This window comes from Ewingella sp. C233 (assembly GCF_055407225.1).
Window position 1 is genome coordinate 1,283,810 of the sequence record NZ_JBUZRI010000001.1, and the last position, 22,249, is coordinate 1,306,058.

The 22,249-nt window shown below is 56.4% G+C and carries 15 protein-coding genes; 7 read left to right on the forward strand and 8 right to left on the reverse strand.

What is annotated here, in order from left to right:
• The first annotated feature begins 130 nt into the window (after positions 1-130).
• On the forward strand, positions 131-1,633 hold the full coding sequence (locus ACZRKO_RS05875) for a YchO/YchP family invasin (protein ID WP_463736288.1): 1,503 nt from the start codon (positions 131-133) through the stop codon (positions 1,631-1,633).
• 706 nt (positions 1,634-2,339) lie between these two features.
• Here ACZRKO_RS05875 and narL read toward each other — a convergent pair.
• Both narL and narX read right to left on the reverse strand, forming a co-directional pair.
• Entirely contained in the window at positions 2,340-2,990 is a 651-nt protein-coding gene (narL, locus tag ACZRKO_RS05880) for a two-component system response regulator NarL (RefSeq protein WP_463736289.1), read from the reverse strand.
• On the reverse strand, positions 2,987-4,837 hold the full coding sequence (gene narX, locus ACZRKO_RS05885; RefSeq protein WP_463737482.1) for a nitrate/nitrite two-component system sensor histidine kinase NarX: 1,851 nt from the start codon (positions 4,835-4,837) through the stop codon (positions 2,987-2,989). The genes narL and narX overlap by 4 nt, the downstream gene beginning before the upstream one ends.
• A gap of 338 nt (positions 4,838-5,175) precedes the next feature.
• On the opposite strand from narX, the gene ACZRKO_RS05890 reads away from it, so the two are divergent.
• A complete protein-coding gene (locus tag ACZRKO_RS05890; RefSeq protein WP_463736290.1) occupies positions 5,176-6,591 on the forward strand; it encodes a NarK family nitrate/nitrite MFS transporter in 1,416 nt (471 codons plus the stop codon).
• Between the two features lie 623 nt (positions 6,592-7,214).
• Here ACZRKO_RS05890 and ACZRKO_RS05895 read toward each other — a convergent pair.
• The 6 genes from ACZRKO_RS05895 to ACZRKO_RS05920 form a co-directional block, all read right to left on the reverse strand.
• A complete protein-coding gene (locus tag ACZRKO_RS05895) occupies positions 7,215-8,531 on the reverse strand; it encodes a M20 family metallopeptidase (RefSeq protein ID WP_463736291.1) in 1,317 nt (438 codons plus the stop codon).
• 2 nt (positions 8,532-8,533) lie between these two features.
• Positions 8,534-9,499 (reverse strand): ABC transporter permease, encoded by a 966-nt coding sequence (locus ACZRKO_RS05900; protein WP_463736292.1) that lies wholly within the window; start codon positions 9,497-9,499, stop codon positions 8,534-8,536.
• A complete protein-coding gene (locus ACZRKO_RS05905; protein ID WP_463736293.1) occupies positions 9,496-10,512 on the reverse strand; it encodes an ABC transporter permease in 1,017 nt (338 codons plus the stop codon). The genes ACZRKO_RS05900 and ACZRKO_RS05905 overlap by 4 nt, the downstream gene beginning before the upstream one ends.
• A gap of 13 nt (positions 10,513-10,525) precedes the next feature.
• Positions 10,526-11,521, reverse strand: coding sequence for an autoinducer 2 ABC transporter substrate-binding protein (locus tag ACZRKO_RS05910; RefSeq protein ID WP_463736294.1), 996 nt, complete (start codon positions 11,519-11,521; stop codon positions 10,526-10,528).
• Positions 11,522-11,583: 62 nt separating this feature from the next.
• Complete coding sequence (locus ACZRKO_RS05915; protein WP_463736295.1) at positions 11,584-12,357, reverse strand: ATP-binding cassette domain-containing protein; 774 nt, start codon at positions 12,355-12,357, stop codon at positions 11,584-11,586.
• A 26-nt stretch (positions 12,358-12,383) separates the two neighbouring features.
• Complete coding sequence (locus ACZRKO_RS05920; RefSeq protein ID WP_463736296.1) at positions 12,384-13,157, reverse strand: glutamine amidotransferase; 774 nt, start codon at positions 13,155-13,157, stop codon at positions 12,384-12,386.
• Between the two features lie 272 nt (positions 13,158-13,429).
• Between ACZRKO_RS05920 and ACZRKO_RS05925 the strand changes: the two genes are divergently transcribed.
• The 5 genes from ACZRKO_RS05925 (at position 13,430) to narI (ending at position 22,163) form a co-directional block, all read left to right on the forward strand.
• Entirely contained in the window at positions 13,430-15,127 is a 1,698-nt protein-coding gene (locus ACZRKO_RS05925) for a ClcB-like voltage-gated chloride channel protein (protein WP_463736297.1), read from the forward strand.
• Positions 15,128-15,455: 328 nt separating this feature from the next.
• Positions 15,456-19,232: a nitrate reductase subunit alpha gene (locus tag ACZRKO_RS05930; protein ID WP_463736298.1), complete on the forward strand. Its 3,777-nt coding sequence runs from the start codon at positions 15,456-15,458 to the stop codon at positions 19,230-19,232.
• Positions 19,229-20,767: a nitrate reductase subunit beta gene (gene narH, locus ACZRKO_RS05935; RefSeq protein ID WP_463736299.1), complete on the forward strand. Its 1,539-nt coding sequence runs from the start codon at positions 19,229-19,231 to the stop codon at positions 20,765-20,767. The genes ACZRKO_RS05930 and narH overlap by 4 nt, the downstream gene beginning before the upstream one ends.
• Positions 20,764-21,486, forward strand: a complete 723-nt coding sequence (gene narJ, locus ACZRKO_RS05940) for a nitrate reductase molybdenum cofactor assembly chaperone (RefSeq protein ID WP_463736300.1) — start codon at positions 20,764-20,766, stop codon at positions 21,484-21,486. The genes narH and narJ overlap by 4 nt, the downstream gene beginning before the upstream one ends.
• Positions 21,483-22,163 carry a respiratory nitrate reductase subunit gamma gene (narI, locus tag ACZRKO_RS05945; protein ID WP_463736301.1) on the forward strand — a complete coding sequence of 227 codons (681 nt, stop codon included), beginning with the start codon at positions 21,483-21,485 and terminating at the stop codon, positions 22,161-22,163. The genes narJ and narI overlap by 4 nt, the downstream gene beginning before the upstream one ends.
• The last annotated feature ends 86 nt before the right edge of the window (positions 22,164-22,249 follow it).

Genomic DNA, 22,249 nt, shown 5'->3' on the forward strand with positions numbered 1-22,249 from the left:
TTAAACCAAATACCGATTCCTGCTCGGAATCACCCGAAAGCATTGTAAGCAGAGGCATTAAGCGGGATTGAGGGTTGAAAAATGCCGACCGTGGGGTAAGATCGAATCTCATTCTTAATTTGTGTAGGATATGACAGACGTCACGGATTTATTTTCCAATTTACTAAAGCGAATTGCGCCGACGGTGTGCACCCCAATATTTTGGTTATTGGGTTCAGCTTTTTATACTGCAAGCGCCAGCGCGCTGACGGTAGACGTCTACCAGCCATTATCCCCGGATGTGGATCTTTCTGCTCCGGCGGGCGACGCGGATTCCCAGTTCAACGCGGGTTCGCCACGCCCGGATCCTAACGGCCTGCCGAGCCTTGGCAGCAGCTGGTACAAGCCCCCGACCGGTGCCAGTGCCACGGCCACCAAAATTGCGACCACCCTGAAACAGTTCGGCGAGCAAAGCACCTCCAGCGACAGCGAAGATCCTTTGCGGGAACAGGCTGAAACGCTGGCGCTGACCCAGGCCGCCAAACTGGTGCAGAAAGAGACCAGCAGTTTACTCTCACCGCTCGGCACGGCCAGCATGTCGCTTGACGTCAGCGGACGGAATTTCGACGGCAGCTCCGGTCAGTTGTTCAGCCCGCTCTATAACGGCAAAAATCTGCTGACATACAGCCAGGTCGGCGTGACCAGCGCCACCGGTGCGACGGTGGGCAATTTTGGCTTAGGCCAGCGCTGGAATACCGGCGCGTGGATGCTGGGGTATAACGCTTTTGTGGATAACGATTTCGATCACCAACTGACGCGCGGTAGCGTGGGCGCTGAAGCCTGGACCGATTACCTGCATTTCTCCACCAACGTTTATCAGCCGTTCTCCTCTTACCGGCCAGACAGCAGCACATCGTCCCAGCTGCGGCGGCAGGCGCGCGGTTACGACATCACGACCAAAGGCTATTTGCCTTTTTACCGCCAGATTGGTGCATCCCTGAGTTACGAGCAGTATTACGGTGATCAGGTGGACTTGTTCGGTAACGGCACAAGGCAGACCAATCCGTCGGCCATGACATTTGGTGTTAATTACACGCCGGTGCCTCTGGTGACGGTGAAAGCGGCCCATCAGACCGGGCAGGATGGCGACAATCAGGACACCGTGCAGTTGTCGCTCAATTACCGTTTAGGCGTCCCGCTGGCCCAGCAGCTCTCAGCAAATTATGTGGATGATGCTCATTCGCTGCGCGGCAGCCGCATGGACACGGTGGAACGTAATAATATGCCGGTGATGGAGTTCAAACAGCGCAAAACCCTCTCCGTTTTCCTCGCCACGCCGCCGTGGACGCTGCTACCGGGTGAAACGCTAGCACTGAAATTACAAGTGAGAGCGCTCAACAGTCTGACGGCGCTGAGCTGGCAGGGTGACACTCAGGCGCTGAGCCTGACGCCGCCGCACAACAACCGTGATACCGACGGCTGGAGCGTGATCATTCCAGCATGGGACAGCTCGCCCGGCGCCAGCAACAGCTACCGGCTGTCGGTCACGGTGGTGGACAGCAAATCACAGCACGTCACCTCAAACTGGATAACGCTTGATGTTGCGCCGCCGCCGCTCAGTGCGGGAATGCAAGATCAAGGGCTTAATTTTTAAGCCTTTGGGCTGCTGCCCAAGCCCGCTTTAACTCTTCTTTAAATTTAAATTTAAATTCAAATTCAAAACCGTGGGCGTCGGCCCACACCGACTTGGGGCGGCCAATCGCCGCCGCCCCAAGACCCCGGACTCTTTTAAAAACAGCAGCTGCGCGGGTCACAATGGCCGTGTTTCAGGTGTTTCCGTTATCGCCGTAAAATGTCATCGCTCCGCGATTCCCGGCTGCGGGTTCGAGCCAACGGTTAAAATGTTGTCTCTCCACCGACTTGCCGGTGACATTTTGAACATGGCCGGGGCTTTTTCAAATTCAAAACCAAACTCATTTTGTCTTTCTTAAAACACGTATAAATTCACCACCAAAACTATGCCGTCTTTTAGAAAAGCGTCGGCCGCATTCAAAAATGCCGCCGGAGGAGAGGTGGAAAACCGCGCTTCTTTTTGCGTGGGTTGGAACCCGAACGGAGGGTACCGCGACGCGGCGGGATTTTGCGGCTATAACAGAGGTGACTGGAGCACGTCCGCCCCAACTTGCGCAGCAACGGAGTGAATAAAACGCGGGATTGGTAAGGGGATTCGTTTAAATCCCCTTACCCCGGTGTGGGCCGGCGCCCACGGTTTTGAATTTAAAGATTTAAAAGCAGGTGTGGGGGAGCTGGCCCACGGTCTTGACGTTGACGTTAAAAAGCAGCTGCGGGCCGGTGCCCGCCTAGATCACGTTGCTTTGGAGCACCCATACGGCCGCTTCAACGCGCGACTTCAGCTTCATCTTCTTCAGCAGATGCTTCACATGCACCTTGACCGTGCTTTCCGTGATGTTGAGGCGGCGGGCGATGACCTTATTTGGTAAGCCTTCGGCGATGAGTTTGATGATATCGCGCTCTCGCGGCGTCAGGGATTGAATGTCGCGGTCACCGCTTGGGCGGCTTTCGCGCAGGCTGGCAGCGAGGACTGGCGTCAGGGCTTCGCTTAGCACCATTTTCCCGCCTGCGGCGTTGTGCAGCGCGGCGAGCAAATCTTCCGGTTCCATGTCTTTTAACAGATAACCGTCCGCCCCGCGTTTAAGCGCTGTCACCACATCATCTTCATGATTCGAGACGCTAAATACCACGATTCGGCCTGACAGTGAGGTCTGGCGCATTTTATCCAGTGTATCCAGACCGTTCATGCCGGGCATGTTCAGATCGAGCAGGATAAGGTCCGGGTCCAGCTCTTTGGCCAGCTCCACGCCTTGTTCACCATTACTGGCTTCTCCCACTACCTGCAACGTGGTGTCCAGCGCGATAAGCTGTTTGACGCCGTTGCGCAGCATCGGGTGGTCATCGATCAGTAAGATCGTGGAAGGGGTCATGTCGGTCATACTTGCTCCTGGGGATTGATGGGCAATGCATCGGGGCGAAAACGAACGGTGACTTCGGTGCCACCGCTGGCTTTGCGGGCAACCGTGCATTCGCCGTGCAAACTTCTGGCGCGATCCTGCATGATGATCAGGCCATAGTGATTTTGTCGGTCCACGTTCTCGGGCAGTCCCTGACCGTTGTCGGCCACCTGCATCAGGATCTGGCCCTCTTCGCAGGTCAGCGTGAGGGAAATGTCGCTCGCATTAGCATGTTTAAAAGCATTATTCAGCGCTTCGCGGGCGATATGCAGCAGATGAATCGCCTGGTTTGCTGGTACAGAACGCGGCCGCAATTGATAATCAAAGGCAATTTTCACGCCCATTCGTGCTGAGAACTCATCCACCGCATGTTGCAGCGCGGCACGCAAACCCGGCGCATTCATCTTCAGGCGGAAGGTGGTCAGCAGTTCGCGCAGCTGGCGGTAGGCAGTGTTCAGTTCGTCGCGCATTTGCTGGATCAGCAGGCTGTTTTCTTCGCTTAGATCACCGCCCTGCATTTGCAGGCAAGCAATCTGGATCTTCATGCAGGAGAGCGACTGGGCCAGCGAGTCGTGAAGCTCGCGGGCGATGGCGGAACGCTCATCCATCAGCATCAGTTGCTGCTGATGTTCAGCTTGCCGCGCCAGCATCAGCGAACTCGTCAGCTGTTCGAGCAGGGTGGTGATCAGCTGCTGCTGATCTTCGTTGAGTTCGCAGTCCTGCGGCAACTGCGCCAGCAAAACGCCATAATTCTCCCGATCATCCCGCAGGCTCCAGCTTAAAGGCTGACGCAGCAGGCCTTCGTCCGGCTCAATATTTTCACTCAGCAGGTGGTGCTGGTCGCGATTATCGGCGACATGACGTGAATGCCCCGCTGGTTGAGGACTGGCGTTGCCAATTTCATCAAATAACTCGGCGCTGTTGTTCTCGTACAGGCGTAGCTGCACGGACTGCAAGGGTGTCAGTGTCTGTAACTCTTCGAGCACCGGTACCAGACGCTGTTCCAGCGGCGCACTGGTATGTAACTGGCGGCTGACGCGGTAGAGAAAATCCAGTACCTGATTCTTCTGTTGCAGATCGGCAGTTTTCCTGGCGACCATTTGCGCCAGGCTGTCAACCAGCTGTTCCATCGCCAGCGACATGCTGTTGAGCGACTGGCCGAGAATATCCATTTCGTTATGCGGCCGCGGTGCGCGGTTCACATCCTTTGCCGGGGTCTTCATCAGCTGATAGCGCTGACTGAAGTCTCCGGCGCTGACCGCATTGGCCTGTGCCAGCAGGCGCTGCCAGGGTTCGAGTAAACGGCGGCGTAAAAACCAGATGGTCAGCGCCAGCAGCAGCAGGGTGATCGCCAGCAGACCGCGCTGCACCATAGAAATCAGCGTCAGATGATATTCTGTTTTGTGCTCGAGAGCCGCGACCAGCTTATCGAGCTGGCTGACATACACCGCAACGTTGGACGCCACCTGAGCAGGACGCTGCGCCTGCTGGATCTGGCCTTTAAGCGTCGTCATCCAGTAGCGGCGCAGGGCATCAAATTCCGGTTGCAGCTTTTCACTTTGCACCGCCCGCAGTAAATCCGAGCTGTCCTGATCCTGCTCCATCTGGCGTAAATAGCCATCGCTCTCTTTGGTCAGAGGAACGGAGGCCAGCAAGCGATAACTTTGCATACGCAGGGAACCGGCCTTATTAATGGCGTGTGCGTTACCCTGAATACTTTGTGCCATCCAAGCCGCCACGCTCATGCTGCCAATTCCCAGCAGGCCCAGCAGCAGCATCAATAAGGCAATCTGGCTGACGAGCGAGAGCGGGGGGAGGGCACGTTTCATCATGAATGGGTTCCTGTTGCTACACCTTGTGATAAAAGACGTCCTGTCTGTATGGGCATATTTTTTATGATCCGGCCGCTATCACCTATACCCCCTTGGAGGTACTCACTAATTTCCATGGTGGGTATGCGAAGGATTTATACAGAAAGAAATGACTATCAAGAGTATGAATTATAGCTGTTTATTGACAAGCGGTGGCCTACTCACAAAGGACGCATACTCATTTTACACCGGCAACTTACCCGTCATCCGCTTGATTTGCATCAACATCGTACAACAGGCCACTACCTAGTGTGTGCAGCATTAATAACAACAATGTTCTGCATACCGAGGTTTCAATGTCGCATAATTCATCTACACCGGCTGAAAAACAGTCACGGCTGCTTCAGGACTGGAGACCGGAAGATCCGGCATTTTGGGCTAAAACCGGTTCTAAAGTAGCCAGCCGCAATTTGTGGATCTCTGTTCCCTCTCTGCTGCTCGGCTTCTGCGTCTGGATGCTGTTCAGTCTGGTTTCCGTCAACCTTAACAAAGTCGGTTTTAACTTCACGACCGACCAGCTATTTATGCTGACGGCCATTCCCTCGGTGTCCGGCGCCATTCTGCGTGTCCCTTACTCCTTTATGATCCCGTTGTTTGGCGGCCGCCGCTGGACAGCAATCAGTACCGTTTTCCTGATCATCCCATGCGCCTGGTTGGGCTTTGCGGTGCAGGATACTACCACGTCATACAATACCTTCCTCATCATCTCCCTGCTGTGTGGTTTTGGTGGTGCGAACTTTGCGTCGAGCATGGCGAACATCAGCTTCTTCTATCCGAAAGCCAAGCAGGGCGGCGCGCTGGGTATTAACGGCGGGCTCGGTAACATGGGCGTGAGCGTGATGCAGTTACTGGCACCGCTGGCAATCTCTCTGGGGATTTTCAGCGCTTTCAGTGATCCGCAAACGCTGGCCGACGGCAGCAGCATGTGGCTGCAAAACGCCGCCTGGATCTGGGTGCCGTTCCTGGTAATTTGTACCGTTGCCGCTTGGTTTGGTATGAATGATCTGGCGTCATCAAAAGCCTCTATCCGTCAGCAACTGCCGGTGCTAAAACGCGGTCACCTGTGGATCATGTGTGTGCTTTATCTGGCGGCATTCGGCTCATTCATCGGCTTCTCTGCCGGTTTTGCTATGCTGACCAAAACCCAGTTCCCTGAAGTGAATATCATGCACTACGCCTTCTTCGGCCCGTTCTTCGGTGCACTGGCGCGTTCTGTTGGCGGTATGCTGTCTGACCGTCTGGGTGGTGTGCGAGTGACGTTCTGGAACTTCGTAGTGATGGCGATTGCAGCCGCACTGCTGTTCCTGACCCTGCCACACGGCGGCGTGGGGGGTAACTTCCCGGCCTTCTTCGGCGTGTTCATGGTGCTGTTCCTGACGGCCGGTCTGGGGAGTGGTTCAACTTACCAGATGATTGCCGTGATCTTCCGCAAACTGACCACCGACTCCGCGCTGGCCCGTGGCGACAGTGCCGAATCAGCACAGCGTGAAGCCGTAACCGATACTGCCGCAGCTCTGGGCTTTATCTCTTCCATTGGTGCCATCGGTGGCTTCTTCATTCCAAAAGCCTTCGGGACGTCACTGGCGATGACCGGTTCACCGGCAGGCGCGATGAAAGTCTTCCTGGTGTTCTACATTGTTTGTGCGGTGATCACTTGGGTAGTTTACTGGCGGAATCTGAATAAAGGGTTTGCGACGAAGAAGGCTCGTTAAGCCTTTTAAATTCAAATTCAAATTCAAGGTCGTGGGCTCGCCGCCCACACTGGCCCAAGGGAAGCGTAAACGCGCCTCCCTTGGAACCCTGCGTTTTTTAACTACGCGCTATCGCTGAATCGGGATGGCCGTGTTCCAGTGACCTCTGTGATAGCCGCAAAATACCGCCGCGTTGCGGTCCCCTCCGTTCGGGTTACAACCCGCGCAAAAACACGCGCGTTTTTCCACCTCTCCTCCGGCGGTATTTTTGAATGCGGCCGAAGCTTCTTGAAATTCAAAACCGACATGGTGTTTGTCTTTAAAAATACCGAGGCCGCGTTCAAAACGACGTCGAATGAGTGGTGAGAAACGGCGAGAGGTTATTATTCGAGCTGGTCCGAACCCGAAATGAGAGGACCGCGGAGCGGCGGAGTTTGCGGCTATAACAGTAATACCTGGAACACGGCCATTGTGACCTGCGCAGCTGTCGGTGCTTCATGAAAAAGCCCGGGAGTCCAGAGGGCGGCGGCGACTGGCCGCCTTCTGGGCAGGTGTGGGCAGCAGGCCCACGGTGTTGTCGTTGAATTAGGAGGTGTGGGCAGGAGGCCCACGGTGTTGACCTTGGGGTCAAAGGGCTCCCCTCTTTACCGACACCACTTCTCAATCGCAAACGCGATGGCCTTCGTACAATTCACCAAATCCTCCACCGAGACCCGCTCATTCGGCTGATGAGATTGCGCCGGGTCGCCGGGACCGAAATTGACGGTTGGCGTATTGCCCATGCCGGTCGGTAAACCGATATCACTGTGCGCGCCGAAGCCCGTTAACACCGGTGACAGATTAGCTTCAACCACGGCCTGCTGGAAGGTGGTGACAAACGGATGGTCGGACGGCACTTCGGCGCAGTCGGCGTCGAGGATCCACTCGATATGCGCCGGGTGCGCGCGCAGGTAAGGGTCCGCCTCGCAAACGCGGGCGATATGCGCTTCGACTTCACGCTTCACATGACCGCCCAGACCGAACTCGTCTTTCTCTGCAGGCAGGTACTGCACGTCGATGATGATTTCGCCGTGACCTGCGGTGGAAGAGGGATGTTCACCCACGTTGAGCTGGGTGATCATCACCTTATTAGGCATCTCCATCAGCGGATGATTTTTCTTCGGATCGTACTGCCAGCGGCGGTTAAGAATGTCGATGCCATCCATGATCTGACGGCACAACTCGACGGCATCCACCGGACCGGTACTGTCCCAGGCGTTTGGCGTCAGTTCCGCATGACCGCCTACACCATTGACGATGATTTTTCCCCACAAAATACCGTGGCAAATCGGGGCTATCTGATTGGCGCTTGGTTCGGTCATGATGCCTGCATCGGCGCGGAAACCACGGTCAACCATCGCGAGCGATCCCATGCCGCCAATCTCTTCATCCACGACGGTAGTGAAAACGACGTCACCGGAAAGTCCGACGCCTAAATCTTTTAGAAACTCTACCGCCATCAGCATACAGGCCACGCCGCCTTTCATATCCACCGCGCCACGGCCGTAGACGAAGTCGTCAATCACCTGTGGTTCGAACGGATCCGTGCGCCAGTGCGCGCGTGCGCCGGGTGGTACAACATCAATATGGCCGGTCAGCATAATGGATTTACCGCCGCCGCTGCCTTTAAGCGTACCGCCCAGATTCGGGCGGCCTTCGAAGGTGCGGCCCTTATTGGCGCCGGGACGGCCTTTGTATTTTTCGTACAGTGCCGGACCGTCCGGATCCCACAGGTCCGTTTCCATGCCCAGCCGGTGCAGTCGTTGTTGCAGATAGAGCTGACAGTCACGCTCGCCCGGCCCGCACTGCGTCGGGTCCGCCATCACGATGGAAGGGAACGACAAAATATCGCACAGCGTCTGCACAATGCGCTGCTTATTGGCCTCAATGTGCGCCGCCAGCGCCTGAGAAGAAAAAGTCATTTTTAGCTCCGGTTTTTTGAAAGACGATCGGCCAGCAGAACCGCAATCAGCAACAGCCCGACCACGCCCACCTGCCAAACGGTATTAATGCCAAACTGCAACATGCTGGTTTTCAGGGTGACCAGCAGCAGAACCGCAGCAAACACGCCTGCCACGCCGCCTTTGCCACCAAAAATCGCCACGCCGCCGAGCAGCGCTGCGGTCAGGGACTCCAGTTCAAGATTGACCCCCGCATTCGGCCTGCCGCTGCCGAGCCACGAGAGCGAAACAAATCCGGCGCCACCGGCCAGCATCCCGCACAGCGAATAGAGCAGAATGCGGGCACGGTCGACCGGGATCCCCACCAAACGCGCGGAGTGTTCGTTAAAGCCCATGGCGTAAATCCAGCGGCCCCAGGCGGTGAAAGAGAGCAGCAATGCGGTGATAAGAAAAGCTGGGATCACCAGCGTCAGGAACGGCAGAGGAATATCCGCCAGCACGCCGCGCCCCCACGGCAGTGCCCAGGCCGGAACACCTGCCTGCGCCGCGCCGCCGGTCAGCGCCAGCGCCAGACCGGAATAGACATAAAAAGTGCCAAGGGTGACGATCAGCGGGTAGATTTTCAGCCGGGCGATCAGCAAACCATTCACCGCACCAAGCAGAAAACCGCACAGCAGGCAGATGAATGGCAGAAACAGTGCCGGTACGCCCGCCTGTAAGGCCATCATCCCGACGATGGCCGACAGCGACACATTGCCACCGACCGACAAATCAATGCCCGCGCCACCGGCCAGCACCACCATGGCCTGACCGAGTGACACCAGCGCCAGTAAGGTAGCGAACTGCAAAATGCTGGTTAATGTCGCACCGGAAAGCACCGACGGCTGAGCGATCAGCAGCGTCAGCGCCAGCGCAACCCAAAGCCCGCACAGCAGCGTCAGCACGACATTTTTTTTATAAAACCGGGCGGTTCCCGCCGTCAGAATCATGCTGTTGGTTCTCCCCTGAGCGGATTTTTAGATGGGTTATTTTTGCGCACATTAATGCTGTAAATGCGCAGCCTGCCGGCCAGCACTTCGGCTATCAGTACCAGCAGCAGTAAACCGCCGGTGACCACCGTCTGCCACAGAGACGGAACCCCCATCAGCAGCAGACCATTTTGCAGAATACGCAGCAGGAAAACGCCGAGTACGGTGCCGAGCAGACTGCAATGGCCGCCCATAATGCCGGTACCGCCAAGCACCACCGCCGCAATGGCTTCTAGCGCTAACTGGCTGCCGATGGTCATTTCAACGTTGCGGTAGGTGGCGACATAAAACGTTGCCGCCAAACCGCACAGCAAGCCACTGATGATAAAAGTGGCGAAGCGAACGCGGGTCACCGCAATGCCGGAGAGCCGCGCCTTGTCTTCGGAATTACCGATAGCCAGCAGATGCAGGCCGTACGGCGTGCGGCGCAGCGCTATCCACACCAGCGCGTAGGCCAGCGCAATCACCCACACCGTGACCGGTAAACCCAGCAGCGGCGTTGCCACCATGCGGGTCAGCGAGTCAGGCAGGCCCGACAGCCACTGGCCGCCGAGCAGGGCAAATACGGCGGTGCGGTACACGCCATACAGACCAAGCGTGCCGACGATGGCCGGAATACGACCGGCTACCACCACCAGTGCGCTGATAACGCCAATCAGCGCCCCCACAACCGGGCCGGACAGGGCGGTCAGGCCCGGAGATACGCCTGCATTCAGCAACTGGCCGATGACCAGCGCCGCCAGCCCCATCACCACGCCGACCGAGACATCCACGCCGCCCATGGCTAACAACAGCGTCATTCCCAGACCAATCAGCAGCAGTTCAGTGCTGTTACGCAACACCGTGGTCAGGTTGTCCTCCGTGGCAAAATAGGGCGATGAGAGACTGAAAATCACTATCGCCAGAATGCAAACGCAGGCCAGCGTCAGTTCACGCCCTGAAAATTTCAGGGCGCGGGAGAATGAAATCGCCACGGCGCTTCCTCTGTCAGAAGTGGAACTGATCGACGTTCTGCGCGGTGAAGACCGCCGGTGCGCCGAGCAGGAGTACGCCGGTTTTGGCGTCATATTTCACTTTTTGATCCAGCCCCGGTACGCTGTTCTCGCTGCTGAACGGTTTACCGTCGATCAGCTGCTTACCGGCCCAGACGGTGAGGTAGCCCAGTTTTTCAGGGTCCCATAACACCGAGAAACCAAAGGAGCCGCTTTTCAGATATGCGCGCGCGGTGTTCGGGCTGCAATAACCGGTGCCCACCACTTTGCCGATTTTCCCGGCGGTTTCGATGGCCTGCGCCACGCCCGGACAGGTGGTTGACGCCACGGCAATAATGCCTTTCAGGTCAGGGTTGGACGCGATCATGTCAGCGGAGATCTGCGCTGCGCGGCTGGAGGTGCCGCCCGCAAACTGCGGCTTGAGCAGGGTGACGTTGGGGTATTTCTCTTTTACCCGCTGTTGCATAAAGCCAATCCAGGCATTGAGGTTGGAGGCGGTGGCTTCGCCGGAGACAATCCCGATTTTGGCATGGTCACCGACGCGTTTGACCATCTCGTCAATCACCGTATCGCCGAGCCCTTCGTCGGTGGCCTGTGCCACATACACCGCACGGCCGCTGTCCGGCGCATCGCTGTCGCTGGTGAAGAGTTTGACGTTTTTGGCTTTGGCCTGCGCCACCACTGGCGCAATGCTGGAGGCGTCCAGCACGCTGACTGAAATGGCGTTTACGCCTTGTGCAATCAGGTTTTGCACAATCTGTAACTGGTCCATCGGGTTGGTGTCGACCGGGCCGGAATAGATGAAATCAACGCCGAACGCTTTGGCTGCACGGTTGCCGCCGTCTTCCATCGCCTGAAAATAAGGGATACCGATGATTTGCGGCACGAAGGCCACTTTAGGTCTTGCGGTATTGTCCTGCGCATAAGCGCCGACCGCGATTGTGCTGAAAAGAGCGGATGCCACCATGGTGCTGATCATTTTTTTCAACATATGAACCCCTGGACCTGTGATTAATTGGAAAGAAAACGTCGCAAAAAATTATATTTTTCTTGTCAGACTCGTGCTGCTTCAAAGGCTCTTGCTTCGGGATGTGCACCGGTGATCAGCGACACAATCTCTTCGGGTGTGGTCTCGCTACGGCGGCGTTCAGCGATCTTTCTGCCGCGACGGAACACCACCATACGATCGGCGACCTCAAAGACGTCGGCAATGTTGTGGCTGATGAGCACCACCGCGCAGCCGCGCTCCGCCAGTTTGCGGGTCAGCGCCAGCACTTTGCGGGTTTCTGCTACCGCCAGTGCGGCGGTGGGTTCATCCATGATCACCAGTTTGGCGTTGAGATTCAGAGCGCGGCAGATAGCCACTGCCTGACGCTGTCCCCCGGAGAGGCTGCCGACCGGTGCTTCGGCGTCGGAGATATGGGCATCGAGTTCGTGCAGCAGATCGGCAACGCGTGAGCGCATCGCTTGCTGGCGCAAAAACGGAATACCCAGTACCGAATGTTTCAGCTCACGGCCAAGAAAAACGTTCTCGGCAATGGAGAGATTTTCCGACAGCGCCAGTTCCTGAAAAATGGTGGCGATGCCGCAGTCGGAGGCGTCTTTCGGTGACGAAAACGTCACTGATTTTCCGTTCACCACCAGCTCACCGCCGCTGGCCGGGTGTGCACCCGCCAGCACTTTGGTAAAGGTGGACTTCCCCGCCCCGTTATCGCCCAGCAGCGCCAGCACTTCCCCGGCATAAATTTCGAGATTGACGTCGTTCAGGGCGGTGAGCGCCCCGAAGCGTTTGGTGATGTTGATGGCTTTCACATAGGGCTGAGTCATGTTGTTACTCCTGCAGTAACGGACGGTCAGGCGTTGTCGAGACGCGTCAGCCAGCGCAGACAGTTTTTCCACAGCAGGTCGTAACCCGGCCAAGCGATAAACTCGCCGGGAACCCAGTGCGGCCCAATGTCTGACGTCCATGCTACTGAACGGCCCTTGCCGTAATGGCCAGTGACCAGCAGCGGGTGGCCACCTTCGTCGGCGGGCAGGGTAGCGAGCACTTGCGCGCCGGGTTTAAGCAGCACTTCGTTGGCACCCAGCAGCAGCGGCCATTCACCGTCGATCCCTTGCAGGATCGGATGATTTTTATCACCGGTGATATGCGCGGAGAAACCTTCCGGCACTTCGAGACGGTCGTCATACGCCAGGCAGGTGACCGGCAGGACGTCTTCGACCGGTGTATTGCGCCAGCGCGCTTTGCCGTCGATCCCCTGAAACGAGAAGTAACCGCCAATCATCATCAGACCACCGCCTTCTTCGGTCCATTGACGCAAAAGTTTCAGCCGGTTGGGCATCGGTTTGCTGTGCAGCCAGACGGCAGGTGGCAGTAACAGGGAGTTGGCACCAATATCCGACAAAATGATCGCGTCATAAGCCTTAAGGCTTTCGAGATCAAACGGCATTTTTTCTACCACCTCGTGGGCGGGCATGTAGGTCAGTTCAAACTCACTGCCTTTTAGCGCATTGACCAACGGCTCAGCGCCTAAATGGAAAGTGACGCTGCCGAACTGGTCGAAGCCTTTATAGTGCGTGGCGGAACTGACCCAGCTTTCACCCAATAACAAAACGCGTTTAGTCATGGATCTCTTCTCCTGAATGAATTCCCTGGTGAGGGCATCATTGTTTTCAAACTTTCCGTATCAAGGTGATAACAAAGTAAACCGGTTTAGTAAAGCGGTTTAGTGATTAATATTTGGACTATTTGGTCAAATATAAGGCATTTATATGAATGTTTTGAGAAAGCCACCGAGGAGTGGAAAGTCCTGTATTGCCTGTTTTCAGCAGGTGCGATAACGGGCAGTAAAGTGCTACCCTGCGTCACCGGCCGATACGCTGACCATACGGAATAACTATGACGTTGAAAGTGCCTGATGCCTGGCAGAAGGGCGACTGGATTAACTTACTGATTGCCATCCCTGCCGGGATTATCGCCGCGCTGGTGACGATTGCGTTTCGCGGTGCTATCTCCGGCATCAATGGCCTGATGTTTACCGACGGAACGGACATCACTAAAGCCTTCCTTGAGTACCCGCGTGCAGTGTGGCCGCTTATCACTGCGGCGGGCGGCATTATTGCGGGGTTTATCCTGCTGTGGGCGTTCAGCGTTGAACGTAAACACGGAAAAATGCCGGACTATCTGGATGTTATCGACCAGCGCCTGCCGGGCATTCCGCTGCGCAGTACGCTGCTGCGCGCGGCGTCGTCACTCGCCAGTATCGCCAGCGGTGGTTCTATCGGCCGCGAAGGGGCGATGGTGCAGCTTTCGGCGCTGAGCGGCAGCCTGCTCGGGCGTTTTTCGCGCTTTCAGGGGCTGCATCAGTCTGACGTGATCGCTATGGCGGCCGCGGGCGGGCTGGCAGCGGTTTACCATGCGCCGCTGGCCGGTGCGCTGTTTGTAGCGGAAATCGCCTTTGGCGTCACTGCCGTGCAGCGGCTTATCCCGCTGTTTATTTCCGCCTCGGTAGCCGTGCTGACCGTGCGTTCCATCACCGATTACGAACCGCTTTATCTGTTCTCGTCAGCCACCTTCAGTCCGTCGCCGGGTGCGATTGTCACCGTGCTGGCGATTGGCGTGGTAACCGGCACGCTTGGGCCGCTGTTTATCGCTTCTATCGATAAAGTCCGTCAGTGGATGAAGCCGATATCCCACCCCGCGCTGCGCCTCGGGCTTGGCGGTCTGGCGGTCGGGCTGGTGGCAATGGTGTCACCGCTGGTGCTGGGTAACGGTTTTGAAGTGATTGATCTGATCCTTAACGACGGCGACCTGCACACTTCGCTGCTGCTGGTGCTGGTGCTGAAGATTGTCGCCACAGCGATCACCGTCGGTTCCGGCGCGGTCGGCGGGCTGTTTACCCCATCACTGCTGATTGGTGCGGCAAGCGGGGCGCTGGTCTGTACGTTTTTGCAATCGCTGGGTTTCGATCCCGGCCCCGTCGGTTTGTACGCCGCCATCGGGATGAGTGCGCTGCTGGCAGCGACCAGCCATGCGCCGTTGATGTCGATCATGATGGCTTTTGAGATGACTCTCAACAGCTCGTTGTTGTTCCCGCTGATGCTGGCGACCGCTATTTCCTATGTGGTTGCATCACGCCTGAAAACCGGAGGAACGTATCCGGTGCTGACGCGGCACAATGCGCGCTTTGCGGCCAAAAATGAGTTTGAATACAGTTCGGTGGCCTCCCTGATCGCACCGTGCTCGAAAATGGTGGTGGATTCCACCCTGGCCGACGTGGTGGGTGAAGGGCTGAAACAGCGTACGCGCTACGTGTACGTGGTGGACCGGCAGGCGCGTTTTCTCGGCGTGGTGCCGACCAACGTGCTGGCCAGCGGCATTATTGACGGTAGCCTCAAAGCCGACGACCCGATAACAGCGTTTATCGAGCAGGAATTCACCACGCTGTATCAGGATGCCAGCGTTGAGCAGGCGTGGGCGATGTTCAGTGACTCACCGCTGGAGCGTCTGCCGGTGCTCGAAAATGCTGAAACCCGTCGTTTACTCGGGGTGATAACCAAAGCCTCACTGCTGAATAAAGCCAAAAATTTTTTGTGAATCAGGGCGGTCTGTGTGAAAACTGGCCGTTTTCTTGCCAATACCTCCAATTTTCCTTCGTTAACCTGTCAGCCTCTCTTGTAGATATAAACCACGTTATACATCTTAAAAATCAATAAGTTAACTCACATTTGTGGAGTACCTCTTTAGGGGTATTTTTCGATATATAAAATAATACCTAACGGCGCTGGGTTGATCACAATCAATTAGCCGCCTCCCCGTACTGATTACCCTCGCAGTTACGTTGAGTACCAAGAGCAATGTCGACATTCCCCGCTTTATACCATAACGACAGCACGCTTCAGGCGGCTGCACAGGAGAGTCCCGGATGAGCAAGTTTCTTGACCGGTTTCGCTATTTTAAAACGTTAGCTGAACCTTTTGCCGACGGCCACGGCCAGACGCTCAATACCAATCGTGACTGGGAAGACGGTTACCGCAGCCGCTGGCAGCATGACAAAGTGGTGCGTTCCACCCACGGCGTTAACTGTACCGGTTCCTGTAGCTGGAAAATCTACGTCAAGAACGGCCTGGTCACCTGGGAAACCCAGCAAACTGACTATCCGCGCACCCGTCCGGACTTACCGAACCACGAACCGCGCGGTTGCCCGCGTGGCGCAAGCTACTCCTGGTATCTCTACAGCGCCAACCGCCTGAAATATCCACTGATGCGTAAAAAACTGATCCAACTGTGGCGCGAAGCCAAGTTGCAGCACAGTGATCCGGTGGATGCCTGGGGCTCAATTATCAGCCAGCCAGAAAAAGCCAAACAGTATAAAGCAGCACGCGGACGTGGTGGTTTTGTGCGTTCAAGCTGGCAGGAAGTGAATGAACTGATTGCCGCATCCAACGTCTATACCGCCAAAACGTTCGGCCCTGACCGCATCATTGGCTTCTCGCCAATTCCGGCCATGTCGATGGTCTCTTATGCCGCGGGCGCGCGTTATCTCTCCCTGATTGGCGGCGTTTGCCTGAGCTTCTACGACTGGTACTGTGACCTGCCACCGGCATCGCCGATGACCTGGGGTGAGCAGACCGACGTGCCGGAATCCGCCGACTGGTATAACTCTTCCTACATTATCGCCTGGGGTTCCAACGTTCCGCAGACCCGTACTCCGGACGCCCACTTCTTCACCGAAGTACGCTATAAAGGCACCAAAACTGTTGCTATCACGCCGGACTACGCCGAAGTCGCCAAACTGTGTGACCACTGGTTAGCACCGAAACAGGGCACCGACAGCGCACTGGCGCTGGCGATGGGCCACGTGATCCTCAAGTCTTTCCACCTCGATAACCCGAGCCAATATTTCACCGACTACGTGCGTCGTTACACCGACATGCCGATGCTGGTGATGCTCGAAGAGCGTGAAGAGGGCCACTACGCCGCAGGCCGTATGCTGCGTGCGTCTGACCTGGTGGACAACCTCGGTCAGGAGAATAACCCGCAGTGGAAAACCATCGCTATCGATGAAACCACCGGCGACCTGGTCTCCCCGCAAGGTTCAATCGGTTACCGCTGGGGCCAGAAGGGCCAGTGGAATCTGGAAGCCCGCGAAGGTAAAGATCAGCAGGAAGTTAACCTGACACTGAGCCTGATGGACAAGCACGACGACGTCGTTAACGTCGGTTTCCCCTACTTTGGTGGCGCGGTCAGCGAACATTTCAACAGCGTCGCGTTGGAAGAGGTGCTGCTGCACAAACTGCCGGTGAAACGCCTGCAATTGGCCGATGGGTCCACCGCGCTGGTGGCCAGCGTTTATGACCTGACCCTCGCCAACTATGGCGTAGAACGCGGTCTGAATGATGAAAATTGTGCCAAAACCTTTGACGAAGTGAAAGCCTACAGCCCGGCTTGGGCGGAGCTGATCACCGGCGTTTCACAACAAAACATCGTGCGTATCGCGACTGAATTCGCAGATAACGCCAACAAAACCCATGGTCGTTCGATGATCATCGTCGGTGCCGGTATGAACCACTGGTACCACATGGACATGAACTACCGTGGCCTGATCAACATGCTGATCTTCTGCGGCTGCGTTGGTCAGAGCGGCGGCGGCTGGGCACATTATGTCGGCCAGGAAAAACTGCGTCCGCAAACCGGCTGGCAGCCACTGGCCTTCGGCCTCGACTGGCAGCGCCCGCCGCGCCAGATGAACAGCACCTCCTTCTTCTATAACCACTCCAGCCAGTGGCGTTATGAAACCGTCGCGCCGCAGGAATTACTGTCACCGCTGGCGGATAAATCCCAGTTCACCGGCAGCATGATTGACTTCAACGTGCGTGCTGAACGCATGGGCTGGTTGCCTTCTGCGCCACAGTTGAGCGTTAACCCGCTGAATCTGGCCGACATGGCCAAACAAGCCGGAAAAACCACTCAGGAGTTCGCTGTAGACAGCCTGAAAGACGGCAGCCTGCGTTTTGCGGCCGAACAGCCTGATGAACCGCAGAACTTCCCGCGCAACCTGTTTGTGTGGCGTTCTAACCTGTTGGGTTCATCCGGTAAAGGCCACGAATACATGCTGAAATATCTTCTGGGTACTGAACACGGTATACAGGGAGAAGATCTCGGCGTGCAGGGCGGCATCATGCCTGAAGAGGTGGAGTGGCAAGCACAGGGCGGCGAAGGCAAATTGGATCTGGTGGTGACGCTTGATTTCCGTATGTCCAGCACCTGTTTGTATTCCGACATCGTTCTGCCGACCGCCACCTGGTACGAAAAAGACGACATGAATACCTCGGATATGCATCCGTTTATTCACCCGTTGTCTGCGGCTGTTGACCCGGCTTGGGATTCAAAAAGCGACTGGGAAATTTACAAAGGCATCGCCAAAGAGTTCTCTCGCGTTTGCGTCGGCCATTTAGGTGTGGAAAGCGATCTGGTGACGCTGCCGATCCAGCATGACTCCGCCGCTGAAATGGCTCAGCCGTTTGGCGTGGAAGACTGGAAAAAAGGCGAGTGCGAACTGATACCTGGCGTCACTGCACCGCATCTGATGGTGGTTGAGCGTGACTACCCGAACACCTATGAGCGTTTTACGTCTATCGGTCCGTTGCTGGAAAAACTGGGCAATGGCGGTAAAGGCATCAACTGGAATACCGACAGTGAAGTCGATCTGCTCAAAAAACTGAATTACACCAAAGCCAGCGGAGCGGCCAAAGGGCGTCCAAATATCGACACCGCTATCGACGCCGCCGAAATGATTTTGACACTGGCACCTGAAACCAACGGTCAGGTCGCCGTGAAAGCCTGGGCTGCGCTCAGCGCCAACACCGGTCGCGACCATACGCATCTGGCGCTGAATAAAGAAGACGAGAAAATCCGCTTCCGTGATATTCAGGCTCAGCCGCGTAAAATCATCTCCAGCCCGACCTGGTCAGGCCTGGAAGATGAGCACGTCTCTTATAACGCCTGTTACACCAACGTGCATGAGCTGATCCCGTGGCGCACGCTGTCAGGCCGTCAGCAGATTTATCAGGACCATGCCTGGATGCGCGCCTTCGGTGAAAGCCTGCTGGTGTACCGTCCGCCAATCGATACCCGCGCTGCGCAGCCACTGCTCAACGCTAAACCGAATGGCAATCCGGAGATGGCGCTGAACTTCCTGACGCCGCACCAGAAATGGGGCATTCACTCCACGTACAGCGATAACCTGCTGATGCTGACGTTAGGCCGCGGTGGTCCGATTGTCTGGCTGAGTGAAGAGGATGCGACACGTCTGGGTATCGAAGACAACGACTGGATCGAAGCCTTCAACGCCAACGGTTCCCTGAGTGCCCGTGCCGTGGTCAGCCAGCGCGTACCGGCGGGGATGACCATGATGTATCACGCGCAGGAACGTATCGTGAACATTCCGGGCTCTGAGATCAGCCAGCAGCGCGGCGGTATTCATAACTCCGTGACCCGTGTCTGCCCGAAACCGACCCACATGATTGGCGGTTACGCGCAACTGTCTTACGGCTTTAACTACTACGGCACCGTGGGTTCGAACCGCGATGAGTTTGTAATTGTGCGCAAGATGAACCGTATCGACTGGTTAGACGACGAAGGCAACGACTACGTGCAGGCCGCAGTCCTCCCTAAAAAAGTACAGGAGAAAGCCAAATGAAAATTCGTTCACAAGTCGGCATGGTGCTGAATCTCGACAAATGCATTGGCTGCCACACCTGTTCCGTGACCTGTAAAAACGTCTGGACCAGCCGCGAAGGGATGGAGTACGCGTGGTTTAACAACGTGGAAACCAAACCGGGTCTGGGTTATCCGCACGACTGGGAAAACCAGGAAAAATGGAAGGGCGGTTGGATCCGTAAAATCAACGGTAAATTGCAACCGCGCATGGGTAACAAAGTTAACCTGCTGCATAAAATCTTCGCTAACCCGCATATGCCGGAAATCGATGATTACTACGAGCCGTTTGATTTTGACTATCAGCATCTGCACACCGCCAAAGACGGTAAACATCAGCCCGTAGCCCGTCCGCGCTCACTGCTGACCGGTAAACGCATGAAAAATATCGTTGGCGGCCCGAACTGGGAAGACGATCTCGGCACCGAATTCAGCAAGCGTTCTGCTGACCAGAACTTTGCCAACATGCAAAAAGAGATGTATGGCGAGTTCGAAAACACCTTCATGGCGTATCTGCCACGTTTGTGTGAACACTGCCTGAATCCGGCCTGCGTGGCGACCTGTCCGAGCGGCGCGATTTATAAACGCGGCGAAGACGGTATCGTGCTGATCGATCAGGACAAATGCCGCGGCTGGCGCATGTGCCTGACCGGCTGCCCGTACAAAAAAATCTATTTCAACTGGAAAAGCGGCAAGTCAGAAAAATGTATCTTCTGTTACCCGCGCATCGAAGCCGGTCAGCCGACCGTCTGCTCCGAAACCTGCGTAGGCCGTATCCGCTACCTCGGCGTGGTGCTGTATGACGCAGACCGCATCGAACAGGCCGCTTCCGTCGAAAACGAGAAAGACTTGTACGAAAGCCAGATGAGCATCTTCCTTAATCCGAATGACCCGCAAGTGATTGCTCAGGCGGAAATCGACGGTATTCCCCTGTCAGTGATGGACGCTGCCCGTCAGTCGCCGGTGTACAAAATGGCGATTGAGTGGAAGCTGGCATTGCCGCTGCACCCGGAATACCGCACGCTGCCGATGGTCTGGTACGTGCCGCCGCTGTCTCCGATTCAGTCCGCCGCCGACGCGGGCGCATTGCCGCACACCGGCGTGCTGCCTGACGTCGAAAGCCTGCGCATTCCGGTGCAATATCTGGCAAATCTGCTGACGGCGGGTGACCCGGAGCCGGTGCTGCTGGCCCTGAAACGTATGCTGGCGATGCGTCACTTCAAACGTGCCGAATCGGTAGACGGCGTGGTAGACACCAGCGCGCTGGAGCAGGTCGGTTTGAGCGAAGCGCAGGCGCAGGAGATGTACCGTTATCTGGCGATTGCTAACTACGAAGACCGTTTCGTGGTGCCTTCCAGCCATCGTGAGCAGGCGCGTGAAGCCTTCCCAGAAGCCAAAGGTTGTGGTTTCAGCTTCGGCGACGGCTGCCACGGCAGCGACACCAAATTCAACTTGTTCAACAGTAAACGTATCGACGCTATCGACATCGGCGCGAAAACTGAAAGGAAGGACTCATGAACAGTTTACGTGTCATAGGTTTACTGCTTGATTATCCGTCCGCTGACCTGTGGGAATACCGGCTGGAACTGTTCGAAGCAGTGGACAAATCCACTGAGCTTAGTGTGCAACAGCGCCATGATCTGGCGCTCTATATCCAGAATTTCTGCCAGCAAGACCTGTTAGATGCGCAGTCTGCCTACACCGGTCTGTTTGACCGCGGCCGCGCCACGTCGCTGCTGCTCTTTGAGCATGTACATGGCGAATCACGGGATCGCGGACAGGCGATGGTGGATCTGATGGGGCAGTACCGTGAAGCTGGTCTGGAAATCGACAGCCGCGAGCTGCCGGATTACCTGCCGCTTTATCTGGAGTATCTGACCACCGGTGATGAGCCGCAGGCGCGCGATGGCCTGCGTGATATCGCGCCGATTCTGGCCTTGCTCAGCGCCCGTTTGCAGGAGCGCAACAGTCATTACGCTGAACTGTTTGATCTGCTGCTGGCGATGTCCGGTGCGGATATTGCCACCCAAACCGTGCGCGACAGTATTAAACAGGAAGCGCGTGATGACACACCGGCCGCGCTGGATGCTGTTTGGGAAGAGGAACAAATTAAGTTCCTCGGCGAGCAAAGCTGTGCGAGTGGTGATGAAGCCGCGCACCAGAAACGCTTTGCGGGTGCGGTTGCGCCCCAGTACCTGAACCTAGATGACACACCTGCGGGGGAACCACGCAAATGACTGACTTCCTCAACAACTTCTTCTTTAATATCTATCCGTACCTGTGCGGCACCGTGTTCCTGGTCGGCAGTTGGTTGCGTTATGACTACGGCCAGTACAGCTGGCGCGCCGGTTCCAGCCAGATCATGGAGAAAAAAATCCTGCGTATCGCGTCGCCGTTGTTCCACGTTGGTATTCTCGGCATCATCGCCGGTCATGCCTTCGGGATGCTGACACCGCACTGGATGTACGAATCCTTCCTGCCGGTGCCGGTGAAACAGCAAATGGCGATGTGGGCAGGCGGCGCCTGCGGCGTGATGACGCTGATTGGCGGAGGCATGCTGCTGTGGCGCCGTCTGAGCAACGACCGCGTTCGTGCATCCTCCAGTTTCGGTGACATTATGATCATCGCACTGCTGGTGATTCAGTGTGCGCTGGGGCTCAGCACTATTCCATTCTCCGCCCAGCATATGGACGGCAGTGAAATGATGAAACTGGTCGGCTGGGCACAATCCGTGGTGACTTTCCACGGCGGCGCAGCGGCGCATCTTGATGGCGTAGCATTTATCTTCCGCGTGCATCTGGTGCTCGGGATGACATTGTTCCTGCTGTTTCCGTTCTGCCGTTTAGTGCATATCTGGAGCGCGCCGGTTGAATATCTCACCCGCCGTTACCAGTTGGTGCGTAACCGTCGCTGACAGTGACTGCACACGGTATTTTGACAAGAAACAGAAGGGCGCTATGATGCGCCCTTCGTTTTTTCCAAATTTGATCTCAAGGATGC